This window comes from Neptunomonas sp. CHC150 (assembly GCF_030397555.1).
Taxonomy (GTDB): Bacteria; Pseudomonadota; Gammaproteobacteria; order Pseudomonadales; family Balneatricaceae; genus Neptunomonas; species Neptunomonas phycophila.
Genome location: NZ_JAPNXU010000006.1, coordinates 145,472 through 165,251, shown reverse-complemented (window position 1 = coordinate 165,251; position 19,780 = coordinate 145,472). Strand labels below are relative to the sequence as shown.

At 45.5% G+C, this 19,780-nt stretch carries 9 protein-coding genes; 3 read left to right on the top strand and 6 right to left on the bottom strand.

Translation table 11 applies throughout. The annotated features are described in order from the left end of the window. Positions 1–71 precede the first annotated feature (71 nt). The 3 genes from OW491_RS06820 to OW491_RS06810 are packed head-to-tail and all read left to right on the top strand — an operon-like array spanning position 72 to position 3,185. Entirely contained in the window at positions 72–740 is a 669-nt protein-coding gene (locus OW491_RS06820) for a response regulator transcription factor (RefSeq protein ID WP_075172486.1), read from the top strand. Continuing rightward, positions 733–2,118: a sensor histidine kinase gene (locus OW491_RS06815; protein WP_290035279.1), complete on the top strand. Its 1,386-nt coding sequence runs from the start codon at positions 733–735 to the stop codon at positions 2,116–2,118. The genes OW491_RS06820 and OW491_RS06815 overlap by 8 nt, the downstream gene beginning before the upstream one ends. Continuing rightward, positions 2,115–3,185: an ABC transporter substrate-binding protein gene (locus tag OW491_RS06810; protein ID WP_290035278.1), complete on the top strand. Its 1,071-nt coding sequence runs from the start codon at positions 2,115–2,117 to the stop codon at positions 3,183–3,185. Before OW491_RS06815 ends, OW491_RS06810 begins: the two co-directional genes overlap by 4 nt. Positions 3,186–3,214: 29 nt before the next feature. Here the strand turns inward: OW491_RS06810 and OW491_RS06805 are convergent, their stop codons facing one another. The 6 genes from OW491_RS06805 to OW491_RS06780 all read right to left on the bottom strand — a co-directional run bounded on the left by OW491_RS06805 (position 3,215) and on the right by OW491_RS06780 (position 19,689). After that, entirely contained in the window at positions 3,215–4,954 is a 1,740-nt protein-coding gene (locus tag OW491_RS06805) for an EAL domain-containing response regulator (protein ID WP_290035277.1), read from the bottom strand. A 91-nt stretch (positions 4,955–5,045) separates the two neighbouring features. Further along, a complete protein-coding gene (locus OW491_RS06800) occupies positions 5,046–8,270 on the bottom strand; it encodes an Hpt domain-containing protein (protein ID WP_290035276.1) in 3,225 nt (1,074 codons plus the stop codon). Then, the gene (locus OW491_RS06795) at positions 8,267–14,728 is read right to left on the bottom strand and encodes a cadherin-like domain-containing protein (RefSeq protein ID WP_290035275.1); all 6,462 of its coding nucleotides are present in this window, start codon (positions 14,726–14,728) and stop codon (positions 8,267–8,269) included. The genes OW491_RS06800 and OW491_RS06795 overlap by 4 nt, the downstream gene beginning before the upstream one ends. Positions 14,729–14,796: 68 nt before the next feature. Then, on the bottom strand, positions 14,797–16,221 hold the full coding sequence (locus OW491_RS06790) for an efflux RND transporter periplasmic adaptor subunit (protein ID WP_178968912.1): 1,425 nt from the start codon (positions 16,219–16,221) through the stop codon (positions 14,797–14,799). Positions 16,222–16,288: 67 nt separating this feature from the next. Then, the gene (locus OW491_RS06785; protein ID WP_290035273.1) at positions 16,289–18,424 is read right to left on the bottom strand and encodes an efflux RND transporter periplasmic adaptor subunit; all 2,136 of its coding nucleotides are present in this window, start codon (positions 18,422–18,424) and stop codon (positions 16,289–16,291) included. Further along, positions 18,421–19,689: an HlyD family efflux transporter periplasmic adaptor subunit gene (locus OW491_RS06780; protein WP_290035272.1), complete on the bottom strand. Its 1,269-nt coding sequence runs from the start codon at positions 19,687–19,689 to the stop codon at positions 18,421–18,423. Before OW491_RS06780 ends, OW491_RS06785 begins: the two co-directional genes overlap by 4 nt. Positions 19,690–19,780: the final 91 nt, after the last annotated feature.

The following is a 19,780-nucleotide window of genomic DNA, read 5'->3' as shown; positions in this document are numbered from 1 at the left end:
CAGCTACCTGACAAGCACAGAAAAAATAACAAAGAGATTGCGCAATTTATCGGCGCCGATATGCTTAGCGAATGCGAATACTCCTCATAGAAGACAATGAAACGCTGGCAGACGCCACCCAAGAATACTTCCGTCAAATAGGCCATCCACTGGATTGGACTATTTCGGTAGAGCAAGCCGAACGCACGCTATCCTGGGATGACTTTGACCTGTTGATTTTAGATATAAACCTACCCGGGCGTAGTGGTTACCAGCTATTGCAATCGTTACGCAGTAAAGGAAAAACAATACCGGTACTCATCCTTACTGCACGTGCCGAAATCGATGATAGGGTAAGCGCCTTAGATTTAGGCGCAGATGATTACATGGTAAAACCCATCGACTTTCGTGAGCTAGCAGCCCGTTGCCGTGCCTTACTTCGTCGTGAACGAGGCGAAGCCAGCAACGCCCTGATTTGCGGAAATCTTGTATTTGATTTAGCGACACACCAAGTCACAGTGAACGGCGAGCTCGTCGAATTACGCTTACGCGAAGTGCAGCTACTGGAGCTTTTTCTAAATAATTTAGACCGCGTATTAACGAAAGAAGAAATAGCCAACCGTTTGTACACATTTGACGAAGCACACACACCTAACGCTATTGAGCAAACGTTAACTCGCTTACGAAGAAAACTCGCCAATTCATCGTTATTAATAAAGACTATTCGTGGACTCGGTTATTTAGGGCATATCGATGACTAAAGCGGGTTATTCATTACGTCAGCAACTGATTGTACGCACCGCTCTGCTAATGACGTTAGTGTTTGTAATCCTCAGTGCTGGCGTATGGGATTACGCTCGCCGAGCGGCTGACATCTCTTTTGATAGGCTACTCAACAGCGCTAGCTTGTCCATTTTAGAACGTGTCACCGTCAGCAACGGGCAAATTGATTTAGACCTACCCTACGCGGCACTTTCCATGCTTGAATTAGCGCCCAGTGATAAAGTGTTCTATGAAGTCATTGACCATAACCGACAGCACCTTACTGGGCATAAAAACATCCCCTCCCCTAACGATTATCGCCCACACAACGAACCTGAGTTTTATACTGCAAATTACCGCGGCGAAGCCCTTAGTTTAGTTGCACAAAGCAAACGTCTCATTGCACCCGAAGCTCATGGCTGGGTCACTATCAAACTAGGCCAAACCCGATTAGCCCGACAAGAACTAGCCGACGAAATATTTTATAGCGCCATCGCCACTTTGCTAGGCATCCTGCTGCTCACATTAATACTTGTCTGGTTAGGGGTAAGGCGAGCCTTAGAGCCTTTAAGTACGCTGTCACAAAAACTAAAATCGCACAGCGCCACTCAACACCATAATTTAGAAGCCACACCGATTCACGAAATAGCACCGTTGGTTGACGCTATTAATAGCTATCAGCAGCAGCTCATTAACAACCTAGATACTATGAAAGTATTTATCGCTGATGCCTCGCACCAAATTCGCAGTAGCTTAGGTGGATTACAAGGACAACTCGACATTGCACTGCAAACAGACGATCCCCACGAGATGTCAGCACGTTTAAAGAAAATAAAGGATCAACTACAACAACTAACGCGTTTAGCCAATCAATTGTTAGCTCATGCACTGGTCACCCATCGTAGTGACACCCAAGAGCCGCAAATCATTGATATCAATATACTCATGCAAAGCGTTTTAACAGAGGTAGTGCGCGACCATGCCCATACTGATATTGAGTTTTCATACCACGCCGATGAAACAGATTGTAAATTACTGGGTGACAACATAAGCCTACGTGAAGCTATCAAGAACCTGCTCGACAACGCCATCAAATACGGACCACCCAACAACCATATCGATATCGTTTTAACTCATAAAACGGCGGCTGAATTTATTATCCAAATCGATGATTCCGGCCCCGGTATTCCGGCATACATGCGCCGCCAAGCACTGCAACGATTTACTCGGCTATCTCAAAAAACAACGGGGTCTGGATTAGGGCTAGCCATAGTAGAAACGGTTGTCCAAGCTCATAATGGAATACTGACTTTGTCGACTAACGCAAGAGGCGGATTAACAGTGACGATTCAACTGCCCAAGAGCACTGCATCATGATAGTAAGACTTCGCCAAACAGGGTTACTTATCTTATTGAGCTATTTTTTGACAATCACACCTGTCAGCGCGCTAACGGATGGCAATACCCAAGAAAAACTCATTATCTTCAGTGCGACTGACACCGAAGCTATCCAGCCTGTGATTGCTGCGTTTAGACAACGCATGCCACACATCACCGTCGATTATCAGGAATATCAAACGAGCGAGCTTTACCATAGCATTCAACATTTAACGTCAAAGCAAATGCCCGATTTAGTTATTAGCTCTGCGATGGACTTACAAATCAAATTAGTGAATGACGGTTATGCTCAGGCATTCACCGACCCAGTAACGCAAGCACTTCCTCAATGGGCAAACTGGAGAAACGAAGCTTTTGGCTTCACCTTCGAACCCGTCGTTATTGCCTACAATAAAGCAGCGTTCACTGGATTGATTCCTCCCGAAACCCATGAGGAATTAGCGCTTTCATTACGCAACCACACCCAGTTTTACACTAACAGAGTGGACTCTTACGATATACGCCTTTCCGGTGTTGGTTATTTATTTGCTTCGCAGGACGAAATTAACTCAAGTATTAGTAGCCGCTTAAAAGAAAATTTAGGCCGAGTGGTCACCCACCTGCATTGCTGTACCAGCCAAATCATCGAAAACCTCTCCAATGGCCAATCAGTGCTCGGTTACAATTTATTAGGCTCTTACGTAATGAAACATGCCGAAACCGACCCCAATATCGGGGTTATTTTCCCGCAAGATTACACCTTGGTCATGAGTCGCGTCGCCTTTATTACAAAGCAGGCGCCTAATCCAACCAATGCTAAGGCATTTTTACGCTTTCTGCTGTCCATTGAAGGGCAGCAAATTATCGCAGATGACAGCGGTTTAATTGCGTTGCACCCGCAAGCACAAGGCCCCTTTACCAGCGGCAAACTGACTCAGGACTATCCTTTACGCTTTAAGCCCATCCCTCTCGGGCCTGCATTGATGGTGTATTTAGACCAACTCAAACAAAGACGCTTCATCAACGAGTGGAGCAATACGATGCTCTACGATGCAGTAATCCCTTGAGAAGCGTTTTTTGAAATGCCTGAACCACCCTAAGAATGTTCTCGATAAAACGACATGAACTCTTCAGGTAATATCGGTTTAGAAAAGTAGTATCCCTGGATTAAATCGCAGTCGGCCTGTGCAAGGTAGTCAGCCTGCTCTTTGTGTTCAACCCCTTCTGCTACCACTTTAAAGCTCAGCTTTTTCGCCATTGTTATAATGGCAGAGGTGATCGCTTGATCGCCCTTATCGTTAGGTAAGCCATCGACAAACGCTTTATCTATTTTAAGCTCATCCAATGGGAAGTTCTTAAGATAACTGAGCGATGAATAGCCGGTACCAAAGTCGTCTACGGATATCTGCAAACCTAACGACTTAAGCTCATGCAATAAATTTATGGTTGCTGCCGCATCATCCATTGCCAAACTCTCTGTCAGCTCTATGATGATGCCCGAAGGGTCAACTTGAGTCTCGGCAAGGCACTGGGCTACAAAATCAACAAAATTGGGGGCACTAAACTGTTTTCCAGATACATTGATAGATATGGAAACGTCCTTCATTCCCTCTTGCTGCCACTGCGCTGCCTGTGTACAAGCACGTCTAAATATCCATTCTCCTAGCGCGACCATTAAACCGTATTGCTCCGCTACCGGGATAAAGAGAAAAGGCGGCACTATACCATTGACCGGATGACGCCAACGTACCAGCGCTTCTCCCCCTTTAACCACACCCGTTTGAGCATCAACTTGAGGCTGGTAGAGCAAGAAAAACTCTTCATTAGTCTGTAACGCCTTTCTCAAATCTTGCTGAAGATCCACGCGTTCTTTTAAGTCTTCATTGGCCTCTACACTGTAGAAGTTAATATGGCTCACACCTTCTTCTGCAAGGAAGTCGGCGGCATAGCTAGCATTTTTCAATAATGTATCAGCATCATCACCATCATCTTTGGCTAACGAAATACCAATACTAATGTTCATAAAAAGTTCAAAGGTGTCGATTTGAAAAGCACGTTCAAATGCATTAACGAGCTGCTCGGCAATAAACGATGCATTCTCTGGCGTGCCTACATCATGGACCAATACAGCTAACTCTTCAGCACCAATGCGCGCCACTAATCGCTGAACGTCAGCAACATTTTCTGTCGATAAAAAATCGATCGACATCAAGGTATTTATTAAACGTTTAGAGGCTGCTTTAAGTAACGCATCTCCAATACGTGAACCGTAACTGTCACTGATTCGTTTAAAGCCGGATAAGCGCAGTACTAAAATTGCTGAACGACTATCGTCAGCGCACGGAGCGCTCAGCGCCGCTGATAAACGGTCACGACATAGAATACGATTAGGCAACCCCGTCAACGCATCATAGTAAGCCAACTGATCTTGATAGGCTTTAACAGTTAATATATTGCGAACTCGCAAAACCAGTTCACTGGGGTCGACGGGCTTAGCTAAAAAATCAGTCGCACCTAACTCAAGAGCTTCTAGCTTTGTTGGTCCATCACTGGAAGATGTCAGCACAACGATAGGGAGATGCTTGGTTTCTGGTTGGTTACGCAAACTGCGAAGTACCTCAAAACCGTTCACTTCCGGCATCACTAAATCGAGTAATAAAACGTCTGGCTGATTATTAGTCACTTGTTCTACGGCCTGAGTCGACTCGCTCAAGCCCATAAAATGCTCGCAGCCCGCGTCTTCAAGGAAAACTTGAATAAGATCTAACATGATGGGTTCATCATCGACCATCATTATAAAAGAATCCGCTAAAACGGTTCCTTGTTCAGCCACCATTACCTACCTCAATATCTTGTACCGCGTCCTAACCGTAATCCGGCTGGTTAAGCCTATTAGGTCAAAAAAGAATTATTCTACAACTATAGTACTAGTCTAGATCAATATGCTTAGCCATGTGAGCTATCATCGATAATGCGTGCTCTGCGGCTTTCTCATCACGACTCTTACTACAGTTTTCTAACTCTTCAGCAAGTTCTGTAAACTCATCAAAACCAACACTACCTGCCGATCCTTTTAACCAATGAGCAAGCTCAGCTAGCGTCTTAAAGTCTTGCTCAGCCAGTGCCGATTGCATTAAGCCAACCTGCTCAGACAAGCGCGTAACAAATCGTTCCACAATAGGTCTGAATTTTTCATTCTTCGCTAATAAACTGGAATGAATTTTATGGGCTAACTCATTTTCACCGACGTTATCATCGGTAAGTTTTAGCGCATCAATCAGATGCTGCGTGTCAACACCATCTATTTTAAGGACACTGGATTTCAGGCGCATAAACGCTTGAATTTGACCTGCTCGGTTATCTGCGTCAGCCGCGTGTTTTAAATCTTCTGCGTGCTGAATCAGTTCTGCATATCCTAAGCTACTCGCTGTACTCAGTATCCAGACAGCCCCTTCTTTAAGTGGCTCACTATTATGTGCTTCTAACCCAGCATGCATGAAGAGCATATGCTGCTGCAGCCTTTGCGTTACTTGATGGCTGATTGCTTGATATTTAGGATGCGTTTTAGCAAGCCCCGCTGTCTTTATAGGAGTCTTAGCTATGTTGTGATTTGTCGAAACTGGCGCAGTTTGTTCGGAAACGGACCCAACACCCATTTTAGCGCGCTTAACTAATACAGAAATTTGCTCTAGGTGCGCATTCGCATTTGAGTAATCTTTTGCTTTTGCTGCTAATTCTAACTCTTTAGCCGGTTCGGTAAAGTCTGCAAAGCCAACACTACCAGCAGAGCCTTTTAGCCAGTGCGCTAAATCAGCTAGATCATCAAAGCGGTGAGTATTTAACGCATGCTCCATTGCTGACACTTGGCTTGGTAACTTATCGGTAAACCGTTTAATTAAACCGGCAAAGCGCTCATGAGTAGCTAACGTAGAGATCAAAGGCGTCATTGATCCCGATAATGCTGTAGGTTGGCTCACCTGCTCAGGCGTAGCGGTATTAGTGTTAGTTTCTACCAGTGTATCAATTGCGTCAGATTGGGTTGCACCCAACAAATCAGCTAATGTGGCTAACAACTCATCAATATTGATCGGCTTGGTCATATAGTGACTATAACCGGCCTCTAAACAGCGAGCTTCTATTCCTTTCATTGCATGAGCGGTCAGCGCGATAATAGGCTGGGTTAAGCCCGCTTCACGCATCGCTTTTACGGCTGTATAGCCGTCCATGACAGGCATTTGAACGTCCATCAAAATCACATCAAACGACTCGGCCAACGACTTCTCAAGCCCTTCCTGACCATGAATACCCGTAGTAATGGTAAAACCGTAGTCTTCTAATACCAATTGCAGCAACTCACGGTTTTCATTACCGTCATCCACCACCAAAATGTTGGCAGGCTTAAATTGCCAGCGCGTTCCTTCTTGATGTGATGTATCGTCTAAGCTTACCAATACTTGCTCTGGCTGAATCCATTCAATGACAGCATCATCAGCCACTACCACATCTAAAATTAAAGCAAAGCAACTGCCCTGCCCCATCACACTGCTCACCTCAATATCCCCACCCAAAGCATGTGCGAATTTTTGGCTAATTGATAAACCAAGCCCCGTTCCGCCAAAGCGACGGGTAATAGAACTATCGGCTTGAACAAATGGATCAAATACTGAGTTTACTTGCTGCTCAGTCATCCCTATACCAGTGTCAATCACCGATATTTTTAATTGTGGTACTGCATTATTGAGCACACTAACGTTCACGGTCACACTACCTGTGTCAGTGAACTTAATAGCATTACCAATTAAATTGGTAAGGATCTGCCGCACCCTACCTGGGTCAGTCAATATTTGTGAGGGCAGCGCTGTGTCAGCTTCAAAAATTAAGGCTAGGCCCTTCTCGTCTGCCTTCACCTTCATGGCCTGTAGCACTTGCTGGATCAGCTGTGCTGGCTTGCAGTCGATCGATTCCACATCTAAGTGGCCCGACTCTACTTTTGATAAATCTAAAATATCATTAATCAGATTTAACAAATGCTCACCACTTGAAGATATCGTATTCAAGTGCTTTTGCTGATCGGGCTCTAGTCCATTTCGATCACGTCGCAGTAATTCAGTAAAGCCAAGAATAGCATTCATCGGCGTTCGGATTTCATGGCTCATGTTAGCCAAGAAATCACTTTTAGCTCGGTTTGCTTGCTCCGCTTCATCCTTAGAACGACGCAATTCTATTTCTTTTTCTTCTAAGGCTGTCACATCATCTAAACTGACCAAAACCCCGCCCACTTTTCCCCCAGGCAAAAGCACGGGAGAGCAGTTCACCATAAAGGTTCGTTTAGGTTGGTCAGGCAATTCTAGCTTAACAATGCTATTGATCAGCGGATCACCAGACGCTAATGCGCGCGACCAAGGTAAATCAGAAAACTCGGCATCCTCAGGTAGGCTCCAGGGAAAAATATCCGCTTTTACACCCACTAACTTTTCAGCGGGCATGTTACTTAACGTGGCAAATGCGTGGTTTGCCAAAACGATATTTTGTTTTACATCCATGACCAACAAACCTTCAGCCATGGTATCGAGTGCCGATTTTACGCGATCAGGGATCGCCTGCGATGGATCCAGCTGTTTGAGCATCCTACGCAAATACCAAAAAAATAGTACAAAGCACCCCAAGGCCAAGAACTGCGTGAATAAAACCACAGGCTTGTATAAGAACCCAATGATGCCTTCATGCTCTATGGGTGTAAATCGTAGCTCAATCTGCCCCCATTGAGTTGACCCTTCCCATATGGGCACCATAATTTCAGTATCACTGGAAATATCATTTTCTAGAGGCTCCCACACTTGAGAATGATCGCCAACATCTACCATTAGCCGTCCATCTTTACGTCGTACACCAGCGCTGAGTAGTTCCTCATTGCGGGATACAGTTACCTCTAAAGTGGCATTCATTCGTTGTAAATCAGAGCGCGTAATAAAAATTGAACCGTTAGCCGCAATGGTTTCAGCTAAGGTAACTCGGTGCAATCTAGTCGAATTAGATACATCGGGAAAAAGCCCCAATAAAGCGGCAACCATGACCATACTAATAACAATGCTGATTTGGCCAATAGCAATACGCGCTATTGAACTTTGCTTTCCAAAAATGCGCTCTATCACTTCGGCGTCTCGCCTTCTGTATGCTGGGCATCTAGATCATCTGATCCTGCAGCCGTTTCTGGTGTTTCTTTTACTAAATCTTCTAGGGAGGTGTTGTCACCTGCGCCTGCATCCGTTGCACCTAACCCCGATAACACAGGCAATGGATCGATAAAGCGCCACGCTGGCAGCGAAGACAGAACGCTTGATAAAAGCACGCCACTACGTAGTAACCATGTTACATAACCTATTGATAAACCAGAAGATACGGCGATACCACCACCCACGACCATTTTATCCAAAGCCAGTTGCTCAGCCACCTGGTTATTCATGGTATCTAAACTCTGCATTAACCCCTCTGACTTCATTAACATCATCGGATCAGATAATTGCGCCCAACTCTGCTGCAGTTGATTACTCAACGCTATTTGTTTGCCGACTTCTACCGCAAGTATGTTGATCTTTGCGTTAGCCAATTCGGATAGTGCCACTTGGCCAACCACTTCTATTTCATCGGTTAATAATTGCGCAGCCACAGCGGAGCTACGCCCCCCTTCATTTGATGGAACCAAAGACGGGTCTTGCACATCCGCACCTGCCTGATTTGACGATTGTTCTTCGCTCACCTCGTCATTGCTATCGGCTGATTCAGAGGCCGTAATCTCTGTTTTTGCCGCCGAAGTTTCGGACGCTTCAACAGGCGCCACTGGGGACATAACCAGTTCAGCCAGTTCTTCAGTTTGTTCTGTAACTACGGGGGGCTGGGCTATGCTGTCGCCTTCGGTGATAGCATCAGTGTTGGCGCTGACGACCAACTCAGCGGTGCCAAAACCGTCCACGTAACTTACCGCTACTGAAAACTGTTGCCCTGCATCTGAACTTTGTAATGTATAGCTTGGCTGATTAGCACCTGTGATCATTTCTCCATTGCGATACCATTGATAACTAAAGTCACCTAAGCCATCTTCGTCTGCAATTTGGCTATTTGCTGTTAGCACTGAGCCAATAACTAAATCTCCTGCCACCTCAAACGAACCCGTTGGCAGGTCATTAACATTTGCGATATCACGTAATTCATCACTCAAGAAACGTTCACTGTTACCCAAGCCATCAATGTACCGAGCCTCTACTTGAATCGATTGCCCAACGTCAGCATCTACCAATGTATAACTATCACCAATGACGCCAATGGAAACGCCGTTACGTAACCAGTGATAACTGAGATTCGTTACTCCATCGGCATCGAACAACTGGTCATCAATGGTCACGGTCGTATTCTCTACAGGCTGCCCCACCAGTGTTATTGAACCCACGGGCACGTCATTGACAGGGGTAACCATTACGCTAGCTGTATTAGTAATACTGCCGGTACCATCACTGATCAAATAACTAAACGAAACATGGCCATTATAGTTTTCAGCAGGCACAAAACTCCAAGAGCCATCCGCATTGCTGACCAGCTGCCCTTCTCCTTGCGTTATCGCTAAATTGCTTACCACAAGACCCGCACTATCAATATCACTAGCGTTCGCTAACAATTCATTTTGAGTGATAACGCGTACGCCACTGTCTTCATTAATGGGGTTTAAGGTTAGCGGCGTACTCACTGGCAAATCATTTACTGGGTTGACCACCAGAGTCGCCGTATTGCTCGTGCTAGCCGCGCCGTCGCTGATGGTATAACTAAAACTAATAGTGCCATTATCATCAGCAGCCGGTGTGTAGTTCCATGAACCGTCAGCATTAGCCACCAAGCTGCCATTACCTTCAGTGATCAATAAATCGCTAGCGGTTAGGCTATCGCCATCCACGTCACTGGCATAGCTGGCTAATAAATCATCTTGGGTGATCACACGAACACCGCTGTCTTCGTTTATCGGCACTAACGTGGCAGGCGTGCTGACCGGCGCATCATTCACGGGGATAATATCGAGCGTGGCTGTATTACTGACGCTATCTGTTCCATCACTAATGGTGTAACTAAAACTAATAGTGCCATTATCATCAGCAGCCGGTGTGTAGTTCCATGTACCGTCGGCATTAGCTACCAAGCTGCCATTACCTTCGGTGATCAATAAATCGCTAGCGGTTAGGCTATCGCCATCCACGTCACTGGCATAACCGGCTAATAAATCATCTTGAGTGATCACACGAACACCGCTGTCTTCATCTATCGGCGCTAACGTGGCAGGCGTGCTGACCGGCGCATCATTCACGGGGATAATATCGAGCGTGGCTGTATTACTGACGCTATCGGTTCCGTCACTAATGGTGTAACTAAAACTAATAGTGCCATTATCATCAGCAGCCGGTGTGTAGTTCCATGAACCGTCAGCATTAGCTACCAAACTGCCATTACCTTCAGTGATCAATAAATCGCTAGCTGTTAGGCTATCGCCATCCACGTCACTGGCATAGCTGGCTAACAAATCATCTTGGGTAATCACACGAACACCGCTGTCTTCATTTATCGGCGCTAACGTGGCAGGCGTGCTGACCGGCGCATCATTCACGGGGATAATATCGAGCGTGGCTGTATTACTGACGCTATCAGTTCCGTCACTAATGGTGTAACTAAAACTAATAGTGCCATTATCATCAGCAACCGGTGTGTAGTTCCATGTACCATCAGCATTAGCTACAAGGCTACCATTACCTTCGGTGATCAATAAATCGCTAGCAGTTAGGCTATCGCCATCCACATCACTAGCATAGCCGACTAACAAATCGTCTTGGGTAATAATACGAAGGCCGTTATCTTCATCGATGGGAGTAAGCGTGGCGGGAGTGCTAACGGGCGCATCATTTACCGGGTTTACAAAAATACTCGCTGTGCCTTCAGTGGTTTTATCTCCATCACTGATGGTGTAGCTAAACGTTACCAACCCGTTGTAATTCTCTGCACTATTAAAATAAAAAAGATTGCCTACCCGATATACATTGCCCCACTCGGGAGAATCGATAACAAAGTTTTCAACTAATAAGTCTCGGTTATCAGTAGTCTCCGCATCACTGGCATTGTTTGTAAGCTCGTTTTTATGGAAAACTAAACCACTGTCATCTTCATTGGTTGGCGACAAAGTAACATGGGTACTGGTGGGCGCATCGTTAACCGGCGTAATGTCCAAAGAAGCGGTATTAACGACGCTATCAGTTCCATCGCTGATGGTATAACTAAAAAGAATCGTACCATTATCGTTCGTAGCAGGTGTGTAGTCCCATGTCCCATCAGCATTAGCTACAAGGCTACCATTACCTTCGGTAATCAATAAATCGCTAGCCGTAAGGCTGTCACCATCCACATCATTGGCATAACCTACTAACAAATCATCCTGCGTGATTGTGTAAGTGCCACTATCCTCTAAAATGGGAGTTAACGTAGCCGGTGTGCTGGTTGGCGCATCATTTTGCGGCGTAATCTCTAACGAAGCGGTATTAACAATGTCATCGGTACCATCACTAATGGTGTAGCTAAATTCAATTGTACCGTTATCGTTTGCGGCCGGCGTGTAACTCCAAGTGCCATCACCATTATCGTTTAGGTTTCCGCTACCCGAAGTAATAGCCAGTGCACTTGCCGTAAATGCAGCGCTATCAACATCCGTCGTATTAACCAATAGTTGCTCTTGGGTAACCGTACGGGCGCCACTGTCTTCGACAATTGGGGATAATACAACAACCGTACTCTCTGGCTTATCGTTTACGGCAGTCACCTCAAATGAAGCAGAGGTTGAAATGTCGTTTGCACCATCAGAAACAGTATATGAAAGTTCGACAGGTCCGTTGTAGTCAGTAACAGGAGTATAAGACCAAGTCCCATTGCCGTTATCGAGCAGGCTACCCCCACCTATCGAGATAGTTAAGTCACGTACGTCTAACAATGTACCTTCAGGATCGGTAGTATTTTGTACAAGATTTGCTCGACTAATCTCTAACGAATTATCCTCTTCAATATTATTGAGAACCACAGGGCCGCTATTAGTGGGTGCCGAGTTAACTGAGTTTTGTGTGATAGTCGATACTATATTGGGGTTTATCGTATCAGTACCGCCGTTGCTGGTTCCACCAGAGTCCTGTAAAGACTCAAAGGTGAACACTTTAGTGGCATCGGTTTGGCCTGAGCTTGTATTCTCATAGGTAAGTCCATTTAAGGCATCGGCCAATTCACTCCCCGATACTCCAGACGCCGTAAAGTTTATTGTCGCGGTCCCACCGACCAACGAAACATTATAGGCATAACTAAAATCCGCTGACGCAATACTGCCAGCAGTTCCACCCGTTAATATAATATCGTAGCCACTAAAACTTAGCTTCTCGGAGCCTATATCCACAACATTGGTTAGGCTGAATGTAAACGCCGCTACCGAATCAAAGCTCTCTCCTAAATCCACGTTGGCATCTGCAAACAAGGCTACTGGGCTATCTCCCTCCCAAAACACAGGGTTTCGTGGAGTCAAAGAGACTGTCGGAGGATCGTTTAACGCGGCTATTTGAGCACTAGCATCACTGTAGATAGGTCCTTCGGATTGGCCTCGTTGATCAATATAGGAAACCTCTACACGTATATATTGATTAGCGTATTCTTCTAATAAGGATAACGTCGATTCGGTTGCATCGGATATATCACTCCAACCAGTAGATCCATCCGTTGATACTTGCCATTGATAGTTAACCTGCTCTGGGGCTATCCCATCGTCGTCAGACATAGTGGACAAATCGGCCGATAGTACGTCCCCTTCGACCGTATTACCCGTTACCGTTGGTGCACCGACAGGGTCATTATAATATGGGATGAGTGCTATAGAATCGGGCGACTCTTTTTGGTCATCCAATTCAATATCTGAACCGTCGAATGCAAGGGTTGCTGTTCCACTGGTCGATGATGTAGCATCCAGAGCATAAATATCAGTGGCTCTGATCGTTGGAATCAAACCCAGTAAAGTGCTTTCATTTTTTTCAAAGGAGAAGAGCATTTGACCTGCCGTAAAGTTCGCCCCTTCGAAAGTGATATCTTCTTGGATCACCTCAATGCCGCGAATAGCCGTGCTTGTCGAAAAAGCATCTCCTGAATCGAAGAGCACAAAATTATTGCTATAGCTTGTATTATCCTCACCTACGGTTTCGATGGTTAGGGCTTGAATTTCTCCATTTTTATCATCGCTATCATTAAAAACTAAATCACCTGCATTTAAAGTCACACCCGCTACGGTTACTGTTTTTTCAATAAGAGCAAAATCAAAAAGATCTTTACTGGTCAGGTCATCCAGTAACACAGAGGTGGTCCCGCTGGTGTAATCCCCTGGGGTGTCAGGCCTAAAGAGAGCAATGTCTTTTTTATTAACGGCTACATCATCAAAATTCTCATTGTCAGCTGTCGAAAACAGTAAATCACCGGGCATCAACGTGACAGGGTCACCACTGCTGTCGGTCCCCACAGCGACATACGAAGTAACATAATGCAGCCCCGAAATGGTGACATCACCATCACCTAAATTGGATAACGAAAAATAAATACTTAACGTACCATCGGAGTCATCACCAAATTTCAAATTAGGGTCCGATAAACTGAGGACATCACCGGCTTCCCACTCTTCCAAATCATCAATCTCGGAGTCATCAATGTCGTCAGAGGTAGCCAGAATAAGGCCGACTGAAGGTGCCGCCAATGTAGATGACCAATCGTCATTCAGCTGTAAACTAACGGCTTCAACCGCACCAAATGATCGTTCAAGGTGCCAATCGCCACCTAAATCACTTGCGCCTGTTGTATCATCACTGGCAGCCACATCCATGCTAGATAACTGCTGGAAAAGCTCGACAAAAGCCACGCCATCATCTGTCGATAGTAAATCACAGCCGTAAATTAGTAGATCAGCGCTTTCTGTAACAGAGGCCCCCCATTGAGCCAGTAGATCGGCCTGCTCAGTTAAGGTCTGTTGCGTAACCCAGCTGTTACCTAGCTGTAAGCCAGTGCTATTACCGTGAGAAAGTAAGTGAATAGCACTAATCTCTTCATAATTTGTCACGATGGATGATAGTTGCTCAAGGCCATTCTCATCAGCATTTAAATAGACAATTTCGTAGGCAGTGGGCGTATTATGAGAAGTAATTTGGCTAAGCAGCTCAGTCTGATTTTCAACGCCCGCGTCAATAACAATAAGCTCAACTGAGCCTGTTTTATCTATGGGATCTAAAAAGCTATCGGCGCTTGCCAGCAAAGTATCAGCTTCACTGACAAGTAACCCAGAGAAGTCGTCATGGGTTAAATTTGAGTTATTGGGCGAGTGCTGGTTCTGCGCGAACTCCTCAACAAACAAATCGACATCAACGGGGTTGTTGACCTTGTCTGTTTGCTGCACTAATAAATCCAGGGCTGAGTCAGCAACGCCCAACGGATCTGCAGACAGCATCACACGTGGCTCTAATCGTTCTATACGATAAGCTCTGTGAACTAAACGCTGTTTTCTATCACTTATCATAGCCGCAACCACCTCTATTTCTCACCCTACACAGAGCTTACATGTCAGCTCTAGTGAGGAATGCAGGCTTATAAACTACCCAATTTCTGCAGAATAGCCTCTCGTTTAGCTTCGTTAATGGACTCTACTGCTAACCACGTGGCTGATTCTTTTTCGGTACGCGCTACCACTTCGGACTTAATACCCATGCGCGTCAATGCCGCTTGGCGCATATTGGCACTTTGAGGGCCATTATATGCCCCAAACGAAATACGGCCTTGGTAGGTTTTTTGTGGCATGACCATCATATCTTTAACCCCCAAACGGCCAAATTGAGCTAGTAGCTGCGAAGATGGTTGACGATAACTGTCCGCCGACAACACCAAATAACCTTTAATAAAATCAAAATCTGCATCAACACGTTGAGGATCAAACCCATAAGACTCGATTATTTGCGCGGCTTTTTTTTGCTCTTTGTCGCTGGCAAAAGGGCCAAACTTATAACTAGGTATTACGCCACCTGACAGCTCAATGCTTTGCGACATTGGCGCTTTAGACGACTCTTCGCTGGATGTTGCTGAATCAGGAAGCTTAGCACTGTCCGTTAAGGGGGCTTCGCTGGCAGAGGCTGTATCACTGGGCGCCTGTTCGGCGTTATTAGGTTCGGTGTAAAGCGCATCACTTAACTTTAGAATACATTTCACGCCCGACACAATATGGTTCCCGGGGTTGTCCATGGTTAAACGAACACCAAATGTCCCACTGGCCGTGTCCCCCACGGGGTCAACCACTTCTATATGCGCACTGTAAGGTGTATTTTGGTTTGTCTCTGGGTAAACATCGCCCAACATGTTGTTATGTATTTGGCCGAAGTATTCCATGCCTAGCACCGCTTCTACATGCAGCGGGTTAAGTTGTACCAATTGCATAACCGGGCTGTCTTCAACGTACTCGCCTTCTGACTTATATACCTGTGTCACGACACCATCGAAGGGTGCAAATACGCGAGTATTATCTAACTGAGCTGCCGCTCGCTCTAACTCTAGCTGGCGAACAGCATAAGTATCTTTGGCTTGTTGTAAGCGCCAATACGACACTTGCTCAGAGCGCTTTGATTCATCGATATTTTGACCGGACACTAGCTTCTTTTCTTGTAAATTACGAACACGCTCATTTTGCAAGCGATCATAACGAAGGTTGATCTCCTCAGCCGAAATTTCTGCCTTCATGTTCGCTTTTAACTTAGCCAAGTTTAAATTGGCCTCTTCCACACGGGAGTTCAGCTCAACTAACAGCTGCCCAGCTTTAACATGCTCACTGCGCTCTGCATGTATGTGACGGATCACGCCTGAGGTAGCCACACTTAAATCTACCGACTTACTGGGAGTAATCACACAGTCCACAGCTGGCAAATCCAAAGCCCACGCAGAGTTAGAGCCTACTATGGCAGCACTTATTAACGTTGCTGAGGCGCCATAAAAAAACCAACCTGTAAATAGCTCTTTATAATTCATTAATGTCCCTTGAAAATTCACTCGTTCTTAACCCAACCACGTAAGACATTGACTACAAAACTAACACTCAAAGAGCCCAACCGTAAGTACGCAAAAGATTCACATATAGCCAGTCTAGTAGACGATTAGCCAAACTGACATTTTCAAACTCAAATTTTACTCGTGCATTAATTGGCTTAAAATCCAAGTCAGAAACAGAAGCGGCTTCGACCTGCACATCAACAATAAAATGCTTGCTTAACAAGCGAGTTCCCGACGCATCACGATCATCAACCGCTATACCGCCCCCCATTAAACTGCCTAGGTATTTTGATGGAAGTTGGTCGGCCGCCGCAGGGACAATGCGCTCGATTTTCCCCGTTAGCGACCGGCTAGGTAAGGCATCAAATAAAATGTGTACGCTCTTTAAACCATGCCTTATTTTGTTGATATCCGCCTGGTCAATGACCGTTGTTATCTGCACATTATTGGCATTAAACACAGCAGCGAGGGCCTCTCCCCTTTCCAAATAACGCCCGGAAATATCCTGCCAGCGCGCCTTTTCTAAAAAACCACTCACTGGAGATGTAACGGTAAGGGCGTCGACTTGAGCACTGACTTCAACCAAACGTTTCTTCATACTCGCTATTTGTTCCCACATATCGGCGGCCGCTAGCGGGTCTTGAGACAAAAATTGGTCATAGCGCGCTTCTAAACCGGATAACTGCGCCTCTAAATTTGTTTGCTGCTCACGAAGAACGGGGTTAGTTAGCTGGAGAATAGCTTGCCCTTTTTCAACCCAATCACCCGCTTGCACCAATGGGCGCTGAGCAACACCACTGGCTTTAGCTATAACCCGCTCGTTATTATCGTGCAGCACGATTCCCGAGGCGGGCAACGTAACCGGGAAGCGAAAAATAAAACCCACTACAAAAACACAACAAACCACGATACCTAATACCGTATAAAAACGTGCTTGTTGCTGCTGTAGCGTTACGTCTTTATAGACTCGACTCAAGCCACGGATAATCGGGAACAACAATTGCTGAAACAGCACATACAGAGCCAATAAACTACCTAACGCAAAAAACACAGTACTTAAATACAGAGTAATCCACAGGCTGATAAATAACCGATACGGTATCGACAATATTCCGTATATTAAAAAACAGTATTGTTCTTTACGGCTGTAATTTTCGACCCTGCCAGACAAACCTAAAACCCAACGCGCCAATAAGCCTCCAACATAGTTTTTAGACTTCGTACTCAAATTATCAATACCTAACGCATCGGCCAGTATGTAGTAACCATCAAATTTCATAAGGGGGTTAATATTAAAAACGAGAGTCGAAAAGGTGCCGATAAAGAACACATCGAACAACAGATCAGACATCAAAGTGCCACTTGAGGAATAAGCCCAGAGATTTAGAGCACATAAGGCCAGAAAAAACTCAATTAACATACCGGCCAAACCAACAATCACGCGCTGGCGACGGCGTGGAAAACGATAACTGGATGATGCATCAACATAAGGTAACGGTATAAATACTAAAAAAACAATACCGCATTCATAGACATGCCCACCAAATCGTTTAACCGCTAGGCCATGACCAAGCTCATGACAAAATTTCATCAATGGGTAAATTAAGATCATGAGTAATGCATTGCTCGGGTCAAAAAACCGGCTTTCCCAGTGCAAAGTAATCGCTGACCATTCAATTGCAAAAACAGACACAGAATAAAGCAAGAGCAACCCAAAAAAGCACATAAAAGGGAGGCTAAAAATCACGCGACTGAGCGGACCTAATAACGCCAACCAGCGGTCTGGATTGTGAAGAGGAACTTTAACCGCCATGGGCTGTTTCAATTTTTGCAACCATGACAAAGATGAGTCTTCCTCATCGGCGATGGCCAATACCCCCATGCTTATTAACAAACTCAGGGTATCTTCAACGTCGCGCCGATGGTGCTCAACCTCTGTATCAGGCAACGTGGTGAGTATAGAAGCGAGTGGTGTTTCGCCATCGCAACGGACAATTAATTCACGTGCCCACTCTGCGCAACGTAAATAAGCATCGCTGTTTTTCACATAGAGTAGATACGGATAGTCAGTGTGCAAAGCTTGAGGGATGAACTCCACTTCTTTAGCCACATAAAGACTAGCGGCGGCTAACCGAGACAACAAACCCGTGGACAGCGTATTCTGAGGCGCTTGCGCCGTCATCGTAGCCACCGCCAATACTGAATACGGCACCAATCAATAAAGTGATGAAACAAGACCCAACCAATGGGCGCTTTCCCAACCTCGACTCGCGCTACCCCTTCCATATTGGGACGTAAATTATTTAAATCGTCATCTTCCAGTTGTGCTTCAGCCAAATACACCGGCGCACCGTCTTGATCATCAAACAAAGGCGTTGCGTGCAGCAAGGTTAGTGTAAAAATCTGATTAGGCAGCGCCGCCAATTTAAGCTCAGCGCTCTGTCCCTCTTTAATGAAACGAATATCTGCTTCTTTTACGCTCAACATGGCTCGGTAGGCATGAAGCGGTGATATTTCAAATAAGACATCGCCGTTGTCGACAGGAGCATTTATCTGACGAGTGAGATCACCCTTTATAATTATTCCTGACATTGGCGCCTTAAGCTGAGCCTGCTCTACTCGCAAAGATGCCTGGTTAAGCTGCGCCTGGACTTGATCGCGTTTAGCTTTCGCTACGTTAGCTTGGCCATAGTCGCGCCCCGCTAAATGCTTTCTGTAACCTTTGTCATACTCTTGCAACTGACTTTCAAGGCGCAATTGCTCTAAACGAAGTGGCTGATCATCCAACATCGCCAGCACATCTCCTTCATTGACGGTATCACCAGCACTTAAAGTCGCTGATTTAATATAACCGTCAAACGGAGCCACAACAGCCATTTGCACCTTGCCCTCAATTACAGTGTCGACCGCTACACGATAATTAACCGGAACAAACACTAAAATGGCGCAGCAGATAAGTGCCAACAACCCATACTTCCATCTGACGTACCAAGAGCTTGATGAGGTAGTGTTCTCTAGAGAAGACGTTTGCACCGACGCATCACTGACAGAGTCAGCTGCCGTTTTTGTGCTAGGCCCTGCTGAGGGATCTGCCGCTTGATTTAATAGCTCCGCCAACCATCGAATGGACCATTGAATTAATTTTTTAGTCGCCTCTACAGAGTCTTCTTTCACTTTTACTCGTATTGCAAACGGATAGTTACCCTGCTGAGTTGGAATATGAGTAGATACAATCAGGTATGGGTCCGAATAAGACGTCACTACGGCGTCTCTCTGAGAGGAAAATACAAGAGTCTCCAATAGTTTTTCGGATGGTTTTTTAGAGTTAGGCCACGATGAGTACACAGGCTTTGTGTTGGCCTGCTCACTAATGTGCTGCAACACGGCACTCTGAGTATCAGGAACCATCTTACAAACCAGTTCTAACCATTGTGTCAATGACGACAATTTCGCACCTACAACAAGCCTTTAAGGATAATGATGCATAACTCACACGTAATGCACCGAGGTTACTTATAGTATCGGCACAAAACGGAAC

Excerpts from the sequence above, each read along its gene's own strand:
- OW491_RS06820 (WP_075172486.1), top strand. The coding sequence starts at position 72 with ATGCGAATACTCCTCATAGAAGACAATGAAACGCTGGCAGACGCCACC.
- OW491_RS06815 (WP_290035279.1), top strand. The coding sequence starts at position 733 with ATGACTAAAGCGGGTTATTCATTACGTCAGCAACTGATTGTACGCACC.
- OW491_RS06810 (WP_290035278.1), top strand. The coding sequence starts at position 2,115 with ATGATAGTAAGACTTCGCCAAACAGGGTTACTTATCTTATTGAGCTAT.
- OW491_RS06805 (WP_290035277.1), bottom strand. The coding sequence starts at position 4,954 with ATGGTGGCTGAACAAGGAACCGTTTTAGCGGATTCTTTTATAATGATG.
- OW491_RS06795 (WP_290035275.1), bottom strand. The coding sequence starts at position 14,728 with ATGATAAGTGATAGAAAACAGCGTTTAGTTCACAGAGCTTATCGTATA.
- OW491_RS06790 (WP_178968912.1), bottom strand. The coding sequence starts at position 16,221 with ATGAATTATAAAGAGCTATTTACAGGTTGGTTTTTTTATGGCGCCTCA.
- OW491_RS06785 (WP_290035273.1), bottom strand. The coding sequence starts at position 18,424 with ATGACGGCGCAAGCGCCTCAGAATACGCTGTCCACGGGTTTGTTGTCT.